This window comes from Enterobacter cloacae complex sp. P17RS, assembly GCF_014895885.1.
Taxonomy (GTDB): Bacteria; Pseudomonadota; Gammaproteobacteria; order Enterobacterales; family Enterobacteriaceae; genus Enterobacter; species Enterobacter bugandensis.
The window spans coordinates 1-17,486 of sequence record NZ_JADBQK010000021.1 but is presented as its reverse complement, the minus strand read 5'-3'; the positions used below and the strand labels follow the sequence as shown (position 1 = coordinate 17,486).

The 17,486-nt window shown below is 55.3% G+C and carries 17 protein-coding genes; 9 read left to right on the top strand and 8 right to left on the bottom strand.

Annotated elements, in window-relative coordinates; genetic code table 11:
• The first annotated feature begins 3 nt into the window (after window positions 1–3).
• From dnaE to tilS, 5 genes are all read left to right on the top strand, one after another.
• The gene (gene dnaE / locus IM265_RS15760; protein ID WP_041911187.1) at window positions 4–3,486 is read left to right on the top strand and encodes a DNA polymerase III subunit alpha; all 3,483 of its coding nucleotides are present in this window, start codon (window positions 4–6) and stop codon (window positions 3,484–3,486) included.
• Between the two features lie 12 nt (window positions 3,487–3,498).
• Window positions 3,499–4,458 carry an acetyl-CoA carboxylase carboxyl transferase subunit alpha gene (accA, locus tag IM265_RS15755; RefSeq protein ID WP_013095666.1) on the top strand — a complete coding sequence of 320 codons (960 nt, stop codon included), beginning with the start codon at window positions 3,499–3,501 and terminating at the stop codon, window positions 4,456–4,458.
• A 100-nt stretch (window positions 4,459–4,558) separates the two neighbouring features.
• The gene (locus IM265_RS15750; RefSeq protein WP_193030282.1) at window positions 4,559–6,691 is read left to right on the top strand and encodes a lysine decarboxylase LdcC; all 2,133 of its coding nucleotides are present in this window, start codon (window positions 4,559–4,561) and stop codon (window positions 6,689–6,691) included.
• Between the two features lie 65 nt (window positions 6,692–6,756).
• Window positions 6,757–7,146, top strand: a complete 390-nt coding sequence (locus IM265_RS15745) for a VOC family protein (RefSeq protein WP_049000570.1) — start codon at window positions 6,757–6,759, stop codon at window positions 7,144–7,146.
• Window positions 7,147–7,204: 58 nt separating this feature from the next.
• The gene (gene tilS / locus IM265_RS15740) at window positions 7,205–8,494 is read left to right on the top strand and encodes a tRNA lysidine(34) synthetase TilS (protein WP_193030284.1); all 1,290 of its coding nucleotides are present in this window, start codon (window positions 7,205–7,207) and stop codon (window positions 8,492–8,494) included.
• A 28-nt stretch (window positions 8,495–8,522) separates the two neighbouring features.
• On the opposite strand, the gene rof is transcribed toward tilS, so the two are convergent.
• Both rof and IM265_RS15730 read right to left on the bottom strand, forming a co-directional pair.
• Complete coding sequence (gene rof, locus IM265_RS15735; protein ID WP_028015593.1) at window positions 8,523–8,783, bottom strand: Rho-binding antiterminator; 261 nt, start codon at window positions 8,781–8,783, stop codon at window positions 8,523–8,525.
• Window positions 8,770–8,970 (bottom strand): YaeP family protein, encoded by a 201-nt coding sequence (locus IM265_RS15730; RefSeq protein ID WP_008501889.1) that lies wholly within the window; start codon window positions 8,968–8,970, stop codon window positions 8,770–8,772. The genes rof and IM265_RS15730 overlap by 14 nt, the downstream gene beginning before the upstream one ends.
• A 196-nt stretch (window positions 8,971–9,166) precedes the next feature.
• Between IM265_RS15730 and IM265_RS15725 the strand changes: the two genes are divergently transcribed.
• The 3 genes from IM265_RS15725 to nlpE are packed head-to-tail and all read left to right on the top strand — an operon-like array spanning window position 9,167 to window position 10,864.
• Complete coding sequence (locus tag IM265_RS15725) at window positions 9,167–9,712, top strand: YaeQ family protein (protein WP_028015594.1); 546 nt, start codon at window positions 9,167–9,169, stop codon at window positions 9,710–9,712.
• A complete protein-coding gene (arfB, locus tag IM265_RS15720; RefSeq protein WP_028015595.1) occupies window positions 9,709–10,131 on the top strand; it encodes an alternative ribosome rescue aminoacyl-tRNA hydrolase ArfB in 423 nt (140 codons plus the stop codon). The genes IM265_RS15725 and arfB overlap by 4 nt, the downstream gene beginning before the upstream one ends.
• Before the next feature lie 34 nt (window positions 10,132–10,165).
• Window positions 10,166–10,864, top strand: coding sequence for an envelope stress response activation lipoprotein NlpE (gene nlpE / locus IM265_RS15715; RefSeq protein WP_193030286.1), 699 nt, complete (start codon window positions 10,166–10,168; stop codon window positions 10,862–10,864).
• Window positions 10,865–10,911: 47 nt separating this feature from the next.
• Here nlpE and proS read toward each other — a convergent pair whose 3' ends face one another.
• The 6 genes from proS to metN form a co-directional block, all read right to left on the bottom strand.
• Entirely contained in the window at window positions 10,912–12,630 is a 1,719-nt protein-coding gene (gene proS, locus IM265_RS15710) for a proline--tRNA ligase (RefSeq protein ID WP_028015597.1), read from the bottom strand.
• Window positions 12,631–12,742: 112 nt separating this feature from the next.
• Window positions 12,743–13,450 carry a tRNA (N6-threonylcarbamoyladenosine(37)-N6)-methyltransferase TrmO gene (tsaA, locus tag IM265_RS15705; RefSeq protein WP_193030288.1) on the bottom strand — a complete coding sequence of 236 codons (708 nt, stop codon included), beginning with the start codon at window positions 13,448–13,450 and terminating at the stop codon, window positions 12,743–12,745.
• Window positions 13,447–13,851, bottom strand: coding sequence for an Rcs stress response system protein RcsF (gene rcsF, locus IM265_RS15700; protein WP_008501883.1), 405 nt, complete (start codon window positions 13,849–13,851; stop codon window positions 13,447–13,449). The genes tsaA and rcsF overlap by 4 nt, the downstream gene beginning before the upstream one ends.
• A 106-nt stretch (window positions 13,852–13,957) precedes the next feature.
• Complete coding sequence (metQ, locus tag IM265_RS15695) at window positions 13,958–14,773, bottom strand: methionine ABC transporter substrate-binding lipoprotein MetQ (RefSeq protein WP_014168729.1); 816 nt, start codon at window positions 14,771–14,773, stop codon at window positions 13,958–13,960.
• Between the two features lie 40 nt (window positions 14,774–14,813).
• Window positions 14,814–15,467, bottom strand: coding sequence for a methionine ABC transporter permease MetI (locus IM265_RS15690; RefSeq protein ID WP_003856130.1), 654 nt, complete (start codon window positions 15,465–15,467; stop codon window positions 14,814–14,816).
• Complete coding sequence (gene metN, locus IM265_RS15685) at window positions 15,460–16,491, bottom strand: methionine ABC transporter ATP-binding protein MetN (RefSeq protein WP_193030290.1); 1,032 nt, start codon at window positions 16,489–16,491, stop codon at window positions 15,460–15,462. The genes IM265_RS15690 and metN overlap by 8 nt, the downstream gene beginning before the upstream one ends.
• Window positions 16,492–16,679: 188 nt before the next feature.
• Between metN and gmhB the strand changes: the two genes are divergently transcribed.
• Window positions 16,680–17,246 carry a D-glycero-beta-D-manno-heptose 1,7-bisphosphate 7-phosphatase gene (gene gmhB / locus IM265_RS15680; protein WP_028015601.1) on the top strand — a complete coding sequence of 189 codons (567 nt, stop codon included), beginning with the start codon at window positions 16,680–16,682 and terminating at the stop codon, window positions 17,244–17,246.
• Window positions 17,247–17,486 lie beyond the last annotated feature (240 nt).

Sequence of the window (17,486 nt, the reverse complement as noted above, 5' to 3'; positions counted from 1 at the left end):
AAGATGGCTGAACCACGTTTCGTACACCTGCGGGTGCATAGCGACTACTCCATGATCGATGGGCTGGCAAAGACCGGGCCGCTGGTAAAAAAGGCGGCCTCGCTTGGCATGCCTGCGCTGGCGATCACCGATTTTACCAACCTGTGCGGCCTGGTTAAGTTCTACGGGACGGCGCATGGCGCGGGGATGAAGCCTATCGTCGGTGCGGATTTTCATGTGCAGAGCGATCTCATCGGCGATGAACTGACGCAAATCTCCGTGTTGGCCATGAACAATACGGGTTACCAAAACCTCACTCTGCTTATCTCAAAAGCCTATCAGCGCGGTTATGGGGCGCTGGGTCCGTGGATTGACAGGGAATGGCTGGCTGAGCTGAATGAAGGGCTGCTGCTGATCTCCGGCGGCCGCATGGGCGATGTCGGTAAATCCCTGCTGCGCGGTAACAGCGCGCTGGTGGATCAGTGCGTCTCGTTCTATGAAGAGTACTTCCCGAATCGTTACTATCTGGAGCTGATTCGCACCGGCCGCCAGGATGAAGAGAACTATCTGCACGCTGCTGTCGCGCTGGCAGAAGAGCGCGGCTTGCCCGTGGTGGCAACGAATGACGTGCGTTTCCTGGAGTCCGGCGATTTTGACGCGCATGAAATTCGCGTCGCTATCCACGATGGCTTCACCCTCGACGATCCAAAGCGTCCGCGGAACTACTCATCGCAGCAGTACATGCGCAGCGAAGAGGAGATGTGCGAGCTCTTCTCCGACATTCCGGAAGCGCTGGAAAACAGCGTAGAGATTGCCAAGCGCTGTAACGTGACCGTGCGCCTCGGCGAATACTTCCTGCCGCAGTTCCCGACCGGGGACATGACCACGGAAGATTTCCTGGTCATGAAATCGAAAGAAGGTCTGGAAGAGCGTCTCGAATTCCTGTTCCCGGATGAAGAAGAGCGTAAAAAACGTCGTCCGGAGTATGACGAACGCCTGGATATTGAACTCCAGGTGATTAACCAGATGGGCTTCCCGGGCTACTTCCTGATTGTAATGGAGTTTATCCAGTGGTCGAAGGATAACGGCGTGCCGGTAGGTCCGGGCCGTGGCTCGGGTGCGGGCTCACTGGTGGCGTATGCGCTGAAAATTACCGACCTCGATCCGCTGGAATTTGACCTGCTGTTCGAACGTTTCCTTAACCCGGAACGTGTCTCCATGCCCGACTTCGACGTCGACTTCTGCATGGAAAAACGCGACCAGGTGATTGAGCACGTGGCCGATATGTACGGTCGTGACGCGGTTTCGCAGATCATTACCTTCGGTACCATGGCGGCGAAAGCGGTTATCCGCGACGTGGGCCGCGTGCTGGGCCACCCGTACGGTTTTGTCGATCGTATTTCAAAGCTGGTGCCGCCCGATCCGGGCATGACGCTGGCAAAAGCCTTTGAAGCCGAACCTCAGCTGCCGGAAATCTACGAAGCTGATGAAGAGGTAAAAGCGCTGATCGACATGGCGCGCAAGCTGGAAGGCGTGACGCGTAACGCCGGTAAGCATGCGGGGGGCGTGGTTATCGCCCCGACCAAAATCACCGACTTTGCGCCGCTCTACTGCGACGAAGCGGGCCAGCACCCGGTCACCCAGTTCGATAAAAACGACGTGGAATACGCCGGGCTGGTGAAGTTCGACTTCCTCGGCCTGCGCACGCTGACCATCATCAACTGGGCGCTGGAGATGATAAACGCCCGCCGCGAGAAGAACGGCGAGCCGCCGCTGGATATCGCGGCCATCCCGCTGGATGACAAGAAAAGTTTCGACATGCTGCAGCGCTCGGAGACGACAGCCGTCTTCCAGCTTGAATCCCGCGGCATGAAAGATCTGATTAAACGCCTGCAGCCCGACTGCTTCGAAGATATGATCGCGCTGGTGGCCCTGTTCCGTCCGGGCCCGCTGCAGTCAGGGATGGTGGATAACTTTATCGACCGTAAACATGGGCGCGAAGAGATTTCCTACCCGGACGTGCAGTGGCAGCATGAAAGCCTGAAACCGGTGCTGGAGCCGACCTACGGCATCATCCTGTATCAGGAACAGGTCATGCAGATCGCCCAGGTGCTTTCCGGCTATACCCTTGGCGGCGCGGACATGCTGCGTCGTGCGATGGGTAAGAAAAAGCCGGAAGAGATGGCCAAGCAGCGCTCCATCTTTGAAGATGGGGCGAAGAAAAACGGCGTCGATGGCGAACTGGCGATGAAAATCTTCGACCTGGTGGAGAAATTCGCCGGGTACGGATTTAACAAATCTCACTCCGCCGCCTATGCTTTGGTTTCTTATCAAACGCTGTGGCTCAAGGCCCACTATCCCGCTGAGTTTATGGCGGCAGTAATGACCGCCGATATGGACAACACTGAGAAGGTGGTTGGCCTGGTGGACGAGTGCTGGCGCATGGGGCTGAAGATCCTGCCGCCGGATATTAACTCGGGTCTGTACCATTTCCACGTTAACGATGACGGGGAGATCGTCTACGGGATCGGCGCGATCAAAGGCGTGGGTGAGGGGCCGATCGAGGCGATCATCGAAGCGCGTAATAATGGTGGCTACTTCCGTGAGCTGTTCGATCTGTGCGCCCGTACCGATACCAAAAAACTGAACCGCCGCGTGCTGGAAAAACTGATCATGTCCGGCGCGTTTGACAGGTTGGGGCCACACCGTGCCGCGCTGATGAACTCGCTCGGCGATGCGCTTAAAGCTGCCGATCAGCATGCGAAAGCGGAAGCCATTGGCCAGGCGGATATGTTCGGCGTGCTGGCGGAAGAGCCAGAGCAGATCGAGCAGTCCTATTCCAACTGCCAGCCGTGGCCAGAACAGGTGGTGCTGGATGGAGAGCGGGAAACGTTAGGTCTGTACCTGACGGGGCACCCGATCAACCAGTATCTTAAAGAAATTGAGCGCTATGTCGGCGGCCACAGGCTCAAAGACATGCATCCGACAGAACGTGGTAAAATCACCACGGCTGCGGGGCTCGTGATTGCTGCAAGGGTAATGGTCACCAAGCGCGGCAATCGTATCGGCATCTGTACGTTAGATGACCGTTCCGGGCGTCTGGAGGTGATGCTGTTCACCGACGCGCTGGATAAATACCAGCAATTGCTGGAAAAAGACCGCATACTTATCGTCAGCGGACAGGTCAGCTTTGATGACTTCAGCGGGGGGCTTAAAATGACCGCCCGCGAAGTGATGGACATTGACGAAGCCCGGGAAAAATATGCTCGCGGGCTTGCTATCTCGCTGACGGACAGGCAAATTGATGACCAGCTTTTAAACCGACTCCGTCAGTCTCTGGAACCCCACCGCTCGGGGACCATTCCAGTACATCTCTACTATCAGAGGGCGGATGCACGTGCGCGGTTGCGCTTTGGTGCAACGTGGCGTGTCTCTCCGAGCGATCGTTTACTGAACGATCTCCGTGGCCTCATTGGTTCGGAGCAGGTGGAACTGGAGTTTGACTAATACAGGAATACTATGAGTCTGAATTTCCTTGATTTCGAACAGCCGATTGCTGAGCTGGAAGCGAAAATCGATTCTCTGACAGCGGTAAGCCGTCAGGATGAAAAACTGGATATTAACATCGACGAAGAAGTGCATCGTCTGCGCGAAAAAAGCGTAGAGCTGACGCGCAAAATCTTTGCCGATCTCGGCGCATGGCAGATCGCGCAGCTGGCGCGTCATCCACAGCGTCCGTACACCCTGGATTATGTCCGCCTGGCGTTTGACGAATTTGACGAACTGGCAGGCGACCGCGCATACGCTGACGATAAAGCTATCGTTGGCGGTATCGCGCGTCTGGACGGACGCCCGGTGATGATCATTGGTCACCAGAAAGGCCGTGAAACCAAAGAGAAGATCCGTCGTAACTTCGGTATGCCAGCACCAGAAGGCTACCGTAAGGCCCTGCGTCTGATGGAGATGGCCGAGCGTTTCAACATGCCAATCATCACCTTCATCGACACGCCGGGTGCATACCCAGGCGTAGGCGCGGAAGAGCGCGGCCAGTCTGAAGCTATCGCACGCAACCTGCGCGAGATGTCTCGCCTGAAGGTTCCGGTCATCTGTACCGTTATCGGTGAGGGTGGTTCCGGCGGCGCGCTGGCGATTGGCGTGGGCGATAAAGTGAATATGCTGCAGTACAGCACCTATTCCGTTATCTCCCCGGAAGGCTGTGCGTCCATTCTGTGGAAAAGCGCCGACAAAGCGCCGCTGGCCGCTGAAGCGATGGGCATCATTGCGCCGCGTCTGAAAGAGCTGAAGCTGATCGACACCGTTATCCCGGAGCCTCTGGGCGGCGCGCATCGTAAGCCGGAAGTGATGGCTGCTTCCCTGAAAGCACAGCTGCTGGCCGACCTGGCCGATCTGGACGTCCTGAGCAAAGAAGACCTGCTCAACCGTCGTTACCAGCGTCTGATGACCTACGGTTACGCGTAAGCTTCACAATTATCTGAAAAGCCGCACATTGTTGCGGCTTTTTTTATACCTGCCGTTTACCTTAACTATGCTTATCTGATGTTTTTCAAGGAGGTAAACCATGAACATCATTGCCATCATGGGGCCACACGGCGTCTTTTATAAAGACGAGCCCATCAAGGAGCTGGAGCAAGCCCTTAAAGCGCGCGGTTATCAGCTGATCTGGCCGCAAAACAGCGCCGATCTGCTGAAATTCATCGAACATAATCCGCGCATCTGTGGCGTGATATTCGACTGGGACGAATACGACATGGAGCTGTGCAGCGAGATCAACAGGCTGAATGAATACCTTCCGCTCTACGCCTTTATCAACACTCACTCGACCATGGACGTCAGCGCGCACGATATGCGCATGGCGCTGTGGTTCTTCGAATACTCGCTCGGCGTGGCCGAGGACATTGCGACCCGCATTCAGCAGTACACCGGTGAATACCTTGATAACATCACGCCGCCGTTTACGCGCGCGCTGTTCACCTATGTGAAAGAGGGGAAATACACCTTCTGTACGCCGGGACACATGGCCGGAACGGCCTATCAAAAAAGCCCGGTGGGGTGCCTGTTCTACGATTTCTTCGGCGGCAACACCCTGAAAGCAGACGTGTCGATTTCAGTGACAGAACTGGGTTCTCTGCTGGATCACACCGGCCCACATCTTGAAGCTGAAGAGTATATCGCCCGCACTTTTGGTGCCGAGCAGAGCTATATGGTGACCAACGGCACCTCGACCTCGAACAAAATCGTCGGGATGTACGCCGCGCCAACCGGAAGCACGTTGCTGATTGACCGTAACTGCCACAAGTCGCTGGCGCACCTGCTGATGATGAGCGACGTCGTTCCGATCTGGCTGTCACCCACGCGTAACGCGCTCGGTATCCTCGGCGGCATTCCGCGCCGGGAGTTCACCCATCAAGCCATCGAAAGTAAGGTCGCGGCGATCCCCGACGCAAGCTGGCCTGTCCATGCGGTAATCACCAACTCCACCTATGACGGTCTGCTGTATAACACGAACTGGATCAAGCAGACGCTGGACGTACCGTCGATCCACTTCGATTCCGCGTGGGTGCCCTATACCAACTTCCACCCGATTTACTCGGGCAAAAGCGGGATGAGCGGCGAGCGCGTGCCGGGCAAGGTATTTTTCGAAACGCAGTCGACGCACAAAATGCTGGCCGCGTTTTCGCAGGCTTCGTTAATCCATATTAAAGGCGAGTACGACGAGGATACGTTTAACGAAGCCTTTATGATGCACACCACTACCTCACCGAGCTATCCGCTGGTGGCCTCTATCGAGACGGCGGCGGCGATGCTGCGCGGCAATCCGGGTAAGCGCCTGATTAACCGCTCGGTGGAACGGGCGCTGCATTTCCGTAAAGAGGTCCAGCGGCTGAAGGATGAGGCCGACGGCTGGTTCTTCGATATCTGGCAGCCGGAAGAGATCGACGAGGCGGAGTGCTGGCCCGTCGCGCCGGGAGAGAGCTGGCACGGCTTCCGGGATGCCGATGCGGACCACATGTTTCTCGATCCTGTGAAGGTGACGATCCTGATGCCGGGCATGGACGAACAGGGCGTGATGGGCGAGGAGGGGATCCCTGCTGCACTGGTAGCGAAGTTCCTTGACGAGCGCGGCGTGGTGGTGGAAAAAACCGGTCCTTACAATCTGCTGTTCCTGTTCAGCATCGGGATCGATAAAACTCGGGCGATGGGTTTGCTCCGCGGGCTGATGGAGTTCAAGCGCGCCTATGATCTCAACCTGCGGGTGAAGAACATGCTGCCGGATCTCTACGCGGAAGATCCTGACTTTTACCGCAACATGCGCATTCAGGATCTGGCCCAGGGGATCCACCGGCTGATTCGCCAGCACGATCTGCCGCGCCTGATGCTCCAGGCGTTTGACGTCCTGCCTGATATGAAGCTGACGCCGCACAAGGCCTGGCAGCGGCAGGTGAAAGGCGAAGTCGAAACCGTTGAACTGGAAAATCTGGTCGGGCGGGTATCGGCCAACATGATCCTGCCGTATCCGCCGGGCGTGCCGCTGCTGATGCCGGGTGAGATGATCACCGAGGAGAGCCGGGCGGTGCTCGATTTTCTGCTGATGCTCTGTTCGGTAGGACGTCACTATCCAGGCTTTGAAACGGATATTCACGGCGCGAAACGCGACGAAAACGGCGTTTACTGGGTGCGAGTCCTAAAATAAAGGTGACCGCTTGCCAGGTGTGGGTTTTCGGTTGTAACGTTCAGGCATCATAAAAAGGAGAAGCTATGCTGGGTTTAAAAGCGGTTCACCATATTGCGATCATCGCCACCGATTACGCGAAAAGTAAGGCCTTCTACTGCGACATTCTTGGCTTTACGCTCATGAGCGAGGCCTACCGCGAGGAGCGTGACTCCTGGAAGGGCGATCTCGCGCTAAACGGGCAGTATGTGATTGAGCTGTTCTCTTTTCCTTTCCCGCCTTCGCGTCCGTCCCGCCCGGAAGCCTGCGGCCTGCGTCATCTGGCTTTCAGCGTTGATGACCTTGATAGCGCAGTAAAACACCTGGAAGCGCACGGCGTGACGTGCGAGGCGATTCGCGTCGATCCGTTTACCAACAAGCGGTTTACCTTTTTTAACGACCCGGACGGCCTGCCGCTGGAGCTTTACCAGCAATAATGTTTGTCCTGTGTGATAATGCCCGCTCAGTTCGGGCATTTTTTATGTGTAATTTCCTATGATCTTACCCGCTATCGCACAAGCCGTTTCACCGTACCGCCAGCTGCTGGTGGGGTTTAGCGGTGGCCTGGATTCCACCGTGTTGCTGCATCGCCTTAAGCTCTGGCGCGACCGGGACCCTGGCGTCCAGCTTCGGGCTATACATATCCACCACGGACTAAGCCGTCATGCAGAGGAGTGGGTGGCACACTGTGAAGCCTTGTGTGATGCGTGGGCTATCCCGCTCATCGTTGAGCGCGTCACGCTTGCTGATGAAGGATTGGGTATTGAGGCGCAGGCGCGTAAAGCCCGCTATACCGCTTTTGCCGGCGTATTGCTGCCCGGCGAAGCGCTGGTCACGGCGCAGCATCTGGACGATCAGTGCGAAACCTTTTTGCTGGCACTTAAGCGGGGCAGCGGACCCGCGGGGCTTTCCGCCATGCCGGCGCGTTCAGAGTTTGCCGGAGCGCAATTATTACGGCCGTTGCTTGGCGAGACACGCGCGTCGCTGGAAGCCTGGGCGCGGGAACATCAGCTGAGCTGGATCGAAGATGAGAGCAACCAGGACGATAGCTACGATCGTAACTTCCTGCGTCTGCGCATCCTCCCGCTTTTAAGCGAGCGCTGGCCGCATTTCGCCGACGCGACGGCAAGAAGCGCCATGCTGTGTGCCGAACAGGAAAGCCTGCTGGATGAGTTACTCAGCGAGGAGCTGTCTGACCTCATTTCAGAAGACGGTGCGCTGGCAATTGCGCCTCTGGAGGCGATAAGCCCGGCGCGTCGGGCCGCGCTGTTACGTCGCTGGCTAGCCACTCATCATGCTGCGATGCCGTCGCGGGCAATGCTTAGCCGTATCTGGGACGAAGTCGCGCAGGCGCGGGAAGATGCTTCCCCCTGCGTACACCTGAGTGGATATGAGGTCAGACGCTATAAAGGCAAACTCTGGTGGGTAAAATACTCCCCCTCGCTGACCGATGTGGTGCTTCACTGGACCTCACCAGAGGCACCGCTGATATTGCCCCAGGACGCGGGGAGTGTCTCTCTGATGCCGACTGGGCATGTGCGTCTGCCAAAGCCCAGTGAACCCGTCAGCGTGCGCTTTAAGGCTGGCGGCTTGCTGCATATCGTCGGACGCAACGGGGGACGGAAGCTGAAAAAGATATGGCAGGAGTACAACGTGCCGCCGTGGCTGCGCGACACCACGCCGCTGCTGTTCTACGGTGAAACGCTGATTGCTGCTGCAGGGGTGTTCATCACGAAAGAGGGGTGGACAGAAGAGGGTGCCAGCTTCGAGTGGCGGAAAGCGTAACGGGCAGCCCGGCTGCCCGTTAGTGTCATCAGGATTCGCTCACCACGACGGTGCCGATTTGCGGGTGGCTGAAGCTGGCTATTTTGTCCAGACGCAGCTCGCGCGTCGCACCGGCATCTTCCACGACCAGGTATTCCACATTCTTGCGTGAAAGCAGATCGCTGGCCTTCGCCTTCAACACTTCGCCATCTTTTAGCTCCAGCGTCAGTATTAAATGATGCTGGCAGGCGAGTTCGAGGTTGTCATAGTCATCACAATTGATGGGTTGATAAGTATCATTCATCGACATAATCGCTCACCAGTAAATTCGCCGCAGCATACGCTGCTTTTTCCCTGACCGACTCTGAAAGGCTCTCATCAGAGGCCACTTCATTAAGCACCTTCAATACACAGCCCAACGCGTCCGGGACATACCCCAGATCTCCGCTGGCGATTTCCGCATACCGTTTGCGAATTAACTCACAATAATTATTCACATCCCCTCCCGCCAGCGCACTGACTTACTGTGAGATATCATTAAGCCTACGAAGATAAACTCGGTTTAGCAAGGTGACTATACCATACTCATTTAAGCAATATCAGCGCCTTGATAGCGGTGTATTTATTACTCGGTAACAGCCTTTTGCCTCCGTTTTCGCTACAATGTGCGGCTGATTCGAATGGAGTTCTCTCATGGCGCTGAAAGCGACAATTTATAAAGCAGTGGTCAACGTGGCCGATCTTGATCGCAACCAGTTTCTGGACGCGTCGCTTACGCTGGCACGCCACCCCTCCGAAACACAGGAGCGTATGATGCTGCGCCTGCTGGCGTGGATTAAGTATGCTGATGAACGTCTGCAGTTTACCCGTGGGTTAAGCGCGGAAGACGAGCCTGAAGCCTGGCTGCGCAACGACCATCTGGGGATCGATTTATGGATTGAACTCGGTCTGCCGGACGAGCGCAGGATCAAAAAGGCGTGTACTCAGTCTGCGGAAGTGGCGTTATTCGCCTATAACCAGCGCGCGGCGGAGATTTGGTGGCAGCAAAATAAGAATAAATGCGCGCAGTTTAAAAATCTCGCCGTCTGGTATCTGGATGATGAACAGCTGGCGCAGCTGAGCGAGTTCGCCAGCCGGACGATGGCGCTGCAGGCAACGATCCAGGACGGAGCCATCTGGCTTTCTGATTCTCAGAATAATCTGGAAATTCATCTGACAGCCTGGCAGCCTGCGCCATGATCGTCTTGTCCCGAAGCGTCAGCATCCCTGATAGCGAGCTGGAGATCGCCGCCATCCGTGCTCAGGGCGCGGGCGGGCAGCACGTCAACAAGGCGTCGACGGCTATCCATTTGCGTTTTGACATTCGGGCCTCAAGCCTGCCAGAGTATTATAAAGAAAGTCTGCTTGCCGCCAGCCATCACTTGATCACCAGCGATGGTGTGATTGTGATCAAAGCCCAGGAGTACCGCAGCCAGGAATTAAACCGGGAAGCGGCGCTAGCCAGGCTGGTGGCGGTCATCAAAGAGTTAACGGCAGTACAAAAAAGCCGCCGGGCAACGCGGCCAACCCGCGCATCGAAAGAGCGTCGGCTGTCCTCGAAAGCCCAAAAATCCACAGTGAAAGCATTACGCGGTAAAGTTCGTCGCCCGATGGAGTGACGAAAGGGAACACAATTTTCATAAGGAATTCATTGTGAAAAAAGCATTATTTTCAGCGCTGGCAGTGAGTACATTGTTTGCGCTTTTCGGGTGTAACAACCGTTCTGAAACGCAGGTTTTGCAGCCAGCGCAGAATGAAGAGTTAAAGCCAATGCAGCAGAGCTGGCACGGCGTATTGCCTTGCGCGGACTGCGAAGGCATTGAAACGTCACTGTTCCTGCAAAAAGACGGTACCTGGGTGATGAACCAGCGCTACCAGGGCGCGAAAGAACCCTCTTCATTTGCCACCTACGGGACATGGGCGCGTACGGCGGAGAAGCTGGTCCTGACGGATACCTCCGGTGACAAAACCTGGTTCCGCCCTAAAGGTGAGAACATGGAAATGCTCGACCGGGAAGGCAATCCGATTGAATCCCAGCTCAACTACACGCTGACGCCGGTGAAAGCGGCGCTGCCAGCCACGCCAATGGCGATGCGGGGGATGTATTTCTATATGGCGGATGCGGCGATCTTTACTGACTGCGCTACCGGTAAGAAAGTCAGCGTGGCAAACAATGCGCAGCTTGAACGTGATTACGCCGTGGCGCGCGGCAATGACAGCAAGCCGGTATTGCTGACGGTTGATGGCCACTTTACGCTCGAGCCAAACCCGGATAGCGGGGAGATGGTGAAAACGCTGGTGGCAGATAAAGACGCGAAGTTTGTCGCGGGTAAAGACTGTAACAGTAAATAAATTGACGTTGAGCCATTAAAAAACCCCGCCAGAGCGGGGTTTTTTGTTTAGCCTTTGATGGCTTTCACCAGGTAATCAAGAATATCGCCGGTCTTGATCATCTGTTTTTCGCCGCTGCGACGGTATTTGTATTCAATCTCATCGCTGTCGAGGTTACGGTCGCCGATGACGACGGTGTGCGGGATACCGATCAGTTCCATATCGGCAAACATCACGCCCGGACGCTCTTTACGGTCATCCATCAGCACTTCGATACCCTGAGCGCGCAGCTCGGCGTACAGCTTCTCGGCCAGCTCCTGCACGCGGTAAGACTTGTGCATGTTCATTGGCAGAATGGCCACCTGGAACGGCGCGATATTGTCCGGCCAGACGATGCCGCGCTCGTCGTAGTTCTGCTCGATGGCCGCAGCCACCACGCGCGTTACCCCGATACCGTAGCAGCCCATGGTCAGGATCTGGTTACGGCCATCTTCACCCTGAACGGCGGCGTTCAGCGCACGAGAGTATTTATCACCCAGCTGGAAGATGTGGCCCACTTCGATACCGCGCTTGATCATCAGCGTACCCTGGCCGTCCGGGCTTGGGTCGCCTGCAACCACGTTACGGATGTCTGCCACTTCTGGCGTCGCCACGTCGCGATCCCAGTTAATGCCGAAGTAATGTTTACCGTCGATGTTAGCACCCGCGGAGAAGTCGCTCATTGCAGCAACCGTGCGGTCAATAACGACAGGAACCGGCATATTCACCGGACCGAGAGAGCCTGGGCCAGCATTCACGACGGCGCGGATTTCCGCTTCCGTGGCGAACGTCAGCGGGCTGGCGACCTGCGGCAGCTTTTCGGCTTTCACTTCGTTCAGTTCATGATCGCCACGCACCAGCAGGGCAACCAGCGGGTAAGCGCTGCCTTCGGTGGATTTCACCAGCAGCGTTTTCACGGTTTTTTCGACTGGCAGACTGAACTGCTCAACCAGCTCGGCGATGGTTTTCGCATTTGGCGTATCAACCAGCGTCATCTCTTGCGTTGCCGCGCCGCGAGGTTCTTTTGGCGCCAGCGCTTCTGCAAATTCGATGTTCGCCGCGTAGTCTGAAGAGTCAGAGAAGATCACATCGTCTTCACCGCTCTGCGCCAGAACCTGGAACTCATGGGACGCGCTACCGCCGATGGAGCCGGTATCAGCCTGCACAGCGCGGAAATCCAGACCCATGCGGGAGAAGATTTTGCTGTAAGCCTCGTACATTTTGTCGTAGGTCTCTTGCAGCGATTCCTGTGACGTATGGAAAGAGTAGGCATCTTTCATCAGGAATTCGCGAGAGCGCATCACGCCGAAACGTGGGCGCACTTCGTCACGGAACTTGGTCTGGATCTGGAAGAAGTTCAGCGGCAGCTGTTTGTAAGAGCTCAGCTCGTTACGAATCAGATCGGTAATGACTTCTTCATGCGTTGGACCGAGAACGAACGGACGCTCGCCGCGATCGACGAAGCGCAGCAGTTCTGGGCCATATTGCTCCCAACGACCGCTCTCCTGCCACAGGTCAGCGGGCTGAACCACGGGCATGGACACCTCGATAGCACCGGCGTTGTTCATCTCTTCACGCACGATGTTTTCGACTTTTTTCAGGACGCGCACGCCGGTCGGCAGCCAGGTGTATAACCCGGAGGCCAGCTTGCGGATCATCCCGGCGCGCAGCATCAGCTGATGGCTGATTACTTCGGCGTCGGCAGGTGTCTCCTTCAGAGTGGAGAGCAGATATTGGCTAGTACGCATGTTGTTACGGTTCCATTTCGACGATTGGAACAGGCTGAAACGCCAGCCTGACACAAAAAAAGTGGTTTAGTTTACCAGTGTGGCAAAGATGCCAAAAGAGAGGAGAACAAAATTACCTGGGTTCAAGGGCAAACACTTCGAAACCTGCCCCAGTGACGCGCCAGCGCACGTTAAAATCCAGCAGCCAGACGGCGTACGTCTTTCCTGCTTCCTCTTCTTTGCGGTAGGCCGGACGGGGGTCCTGTGCCAGAACTTCAGTGATGAAATGCCGTAAGCGAGGATAGCGTTTCTCCAGCTGACTCAGCTGTAAGGCTATCTCAGGCGTAAACGAGACTGGCATATCCGCCTGCGGTGCGCCCTGAGCGTAGCTTGCACGCGCATTCGGGAGGGATTCGGCGAAAGGCAAATAGGGTTTAATGTCGATAACCGGCGTGCCGTCAACCAGGTCCAGGCTGCCCAGCTCAAGGATGACCTGATCCTTCTGGCAACGTATGCCTTTCAGTTCAACCAGCGACATCCCGATCGGATTGGGGCGGAAGGTCGAACGAGTCGCAAACACGCCCATTCTCGCATTTCCGCCCAGGCGCGGGGGACGCACGGTGGGACGCCAGCCGCCTTCCATTGTCTGGTGAAAAACAAATACCACCCATAAGTGACTGAAAGACTTGAGCCCGCGTACCGCATCGGCCTGGTTATAAGGTGCCTGAAGATGAAGCTCGCCGCTGCCACTGGTGACCAGACCGGGCTGGCGGGGCACGGCGAACTTCTCTTTATACGGAGAGTGGATAACGCCTATTTGCTCAAACTGAAATGCACTCATTTCGCCGTAATGTTCAGCGCAGAACCGATGCAAACCGCCTGACGGTAGCAGCCCGGCGTGCCGCTGGTGACTTCGCAGCTGTGCAGCAGCACCGCGTTAGCTTTCATTTTTGCGGCGTTAATCTGCATGCGTTTACGCGCAGTCGGGATATTCGGTGGAGAGTCCTGATTGGTTGCCTGACAGGATTCACCGCTCACTTCACCCAGTTCACGGAACGGTTTGCCGACCAGTTCGTCAGCCTTGGTGATAATGCGAACCGGCGCAGGGCGAACCACTTTCGGTTTTGCAGGCTCTGTTTTTGGCGGGGTTGCCGTGCTTTGAACGGGTTCAACAGGAGATCTGCTTAGCATAGAACAGCCGCTCAGCATGAGTGCTAAAAGACAGATCGGTAAAGCACGCATAATAATTCCTCAATGGATAATCAAAACGTCAGATATTGAATCAGGTGACTGCACAAATGACAAGACGGGCATAAGCCCGTCCTGATGATATTACACTGAGGTGAGATTACCAGCCTTTAACAGCGCCGCCGTTAAACACTTTGTTGGCTTCCTGGTAAACTTCGTCTGACTGATAGGCCTGGACGAACTTCTTCACGTTTTCCGCGTCTTTGTTATCTTCGCGAGTCACGATCAGGTTAACGTACGGAGAGTCTTTATCTTCAACGAAGATACCGTCTTTCGCTGGCGTCAGGCCAATCTGGCTGGCGTAAGTGGTGTTGATAACGGCCAGGGCAATCTGCGCATCGTCCAGAGAACGCGGCAGCTGCGGTGCTTCCAGTTCGACAATTTTCAGATTTTTCGGGTTCTCGGTGACATCCAGAACGGTTGGCAGCAGGCCAACGCCGTCTTTCAGTTTGATCAGGCCCACTTTCTGCAGCAGCAGCAGGGAGCGTCCGAGGTTGGTTGGATCGTTAGGCACGGCTACCTGAGAACCCGGCTGCAGTTCGTCCAGCGATTTAATTTTCTTGGAGTAGCCTGCAATCGGGTAGACGAAGGTGTTACCCACGCCAACCAGCTTATAGCCGCGATCTTTGATCTGCTGATCCAGGTATGGCTTATGCTGGAAGGCGTTGGCGTCGATATCGCCTTTGCTCAGCGCTTCGTTCGGCAGAACGTAATCGTTGAAGGTTACGAGCTCAACGTCCAGACCGTATTTTTCTTTCGCCACTTTCTGAGCAACTTCAGCAACCTGCTGTTCTGCACCTACGATAACGCCCACTTTAATATGGTTTGGATCTTTTTCGTCCTGACCGCAACCCACCAGTGCCAGAGATCCAATCAGCGCGCCTACTGCTGCAAAGGTCTTTAATTTAAACGCCATGTTTTATCCTTAACTCGTCGAGTTTGTGTTGTGTGTAACGTTATTTGTGAGTAACAGCCCGGACGATGCGATCGCCAGAGAACTGGATTAAGTAAACCAGAACAACCAGCAATACCAGAACGGTATTCATCACGGTAGCGTTATATCCAATATAGCCGTACTGATAACCAATCTGTCCTAAACCGCCAGCGCCTACGGCACCGCCCATCGCGGAATACCCTACCAGAGTAATAAGCGTAATCGTTGCCGCGTTCACCAGGCCCGGCAGTGCTTCAGGCAGCAGAACCTTGCGGACGATCTGCATAGGTGTTGCCCCCATTGCACGAGAAGCTTCAATCAAACCGGTTGGGATCTCCAGCAGGGCGTTCTCCACCATACGGGCGATAAACGGCGCAGCGCCTACAGTCAGCGGAACGATAGCCGCCTGCAGACCAATCGATGTGCCGACGATCACGCGGGTAAACGGAATCATCCACACCAGCAGAATAATAAACGGGATGGAACGGAAGATATTCACCAGCGCGGAGAGCGTACGGTAGAGCTTCGCGTTCTCAATGATTTGACCCGGACGCGTCACGTACAGCAGTACGCCTACCGGCAGGCCAATCACAAAACCAAAGAAACCCGATACAAAGGTCATTGCCAGCGTTTCCCAAACGCCGCGAACCAGTAGCCACATCATCGGCTCAGACATAACCCAGTACCTCTACTTTTACATGATGTTCTTGCAGCCAGGCGATTGCGGCCTGGGTTTCTTCCTGCGTGCCGTGCATTTCCGTCAGCATGATGCCGAACTTCACGCCACCGGCGTAATCCATCTGCGCGCTAATAATGTTGTTGTTCACGTTAAAGCGACGCGCGGTTTCGGAAAGCAGAGGGGCATCAACGGACTGACCGGTGAATTCCATACGCAACATCGGAACGCTGTCCGCCGTTGCCTCGGTTTTCAAACGCTCCAGATAATCTTCTGGAATATCCAGATGCAGCGTGGACTGAATAAACTGCTGCGCCAGCGGCGTTTTCGGATGGGAAAATACTTCGCTTACCGTGTCCTGCTCGATCAGTTCACCGTTGCTAATGACCGCCACGCAGTCGCAGATGCGTTTCACCACGTCCATCTCGTGCGTAATAAGGAGGATCGTCAGGCCCAGGCGACGGTTAATGTCCTTCAGCAGTTCCAGGATAGAACGCGTGGTGGCCGGATCCAGTGCGCTGGTAGCTTCGTCGCACAGCAGTACTTTTGGGTTGCTGGCCAGCGCGCGGGCAATAGCAACACGCTGCTTCTGCCCACCGGACAGATTTGCCGGGTAGCTATCATGCTTATCACCCAGACCCACGAGGTCGAGCAGTTCGGTAACGCGACGCTTCACTTCTTCTTTCGGCGTGTTATCCAGCTCCAGCGGTAAGGCGACGTTGCCGAACACCGTGCGGGAAGACAGCAGGTTAAAGTGCTGGAAGATCATGCCAATTTGACGGCGCGCTTTGGTGAGTTCTTTTTCTGAAAGGGCGGTAAGTTCCTGACCGCCAACTTCTACGCTGCCCTGGGTTGGGCGCTCAAGCAGGTTAACACAACGGATCAGCGTGCTTTTACCCGCACCCGATGCGCCAATGACGCCATAAATTTGACCAGCAGGAACATGCAGGCTGACGTTGTTCAGCGCCTGAATGGTTCGGTTCCCCTGCTGGAACACTTTGGTGATATTGGAAAGTTTAATCATTAGATTATTTTTATCGTATGTAAGTTAGCCGTGGCATTTTCTTCTGCCAGATACGGGTGATGACCGTAAACAAAACGGATGTTAAGGCATCCAGACGTCTAAATCAATCCAACTCTGTACGATGAGCACTTTATTGCGCTGCGATTCATGAGATACTAGCTCAACAGGCCTTTTTCAGGAGCAAACCGGTGGCAAAATCAGTACCCGCAATTTTTCTCGACCGTGATGGCACTATTAATGTGGATCACGGTTATGTGCATGAGATCGATGAATTCGAATTTATCGACGGCGTTATAGAGGCAATGCGCCAGCTAAAAGAGATGGGCTATGCGCTGGTGGTCGTAACGAACCAGTCCGGCATCGCGCGTGGTAAGTTCACCGAAGCGCAGTTTGAGACGCTGACGGAATGGATGGACTGGTCGCTGGCCGATCGTGGGGTCGATCTTGATGGCATTTACTACTGTCCGCACCACCCGCAGGGAACGGTAGAAGAGTATCGTCAGACCTGTGACTGCCGTAAACCGCATCCGGGCATGTTTAACTCTGCGCAGGAGTTCTTGCACATTGATATGGCTGCTTCTTATATGGTGGGCGATAAGCTGGAAGATATGCAGGCAGCGGCAGCGGCGGGAGTGGGTACCAAAATATTAGTGCGTACCGGTAAGCCCGTAACACCAGAAGCAGAAAGTGCAGCGGATTGGGTGATTAATAGTCTGGCAGAGCTGCCAAAAGAGATAAAAAAGCATCAGAAATAGCCTTTTTGGCGAAAAGGTGAGCGGTCAAAATAAAAATGCATATTTCCGCTTGTCATTCCTCGGCAGCTCCCTATAATGCGCCTCCATCGACACGGCGGATGTGAATCACTTCACAGTTAACCCGGTCGGTTGAAGAGAAAAAATCCTGAAATAACGGGTTGACTCTGAAAGAGGAAAGCGTAATATACGCCACCTCGCAACGGTGAGCGAAAGCCGCGTTGCACTGCTCTTTAACAATTT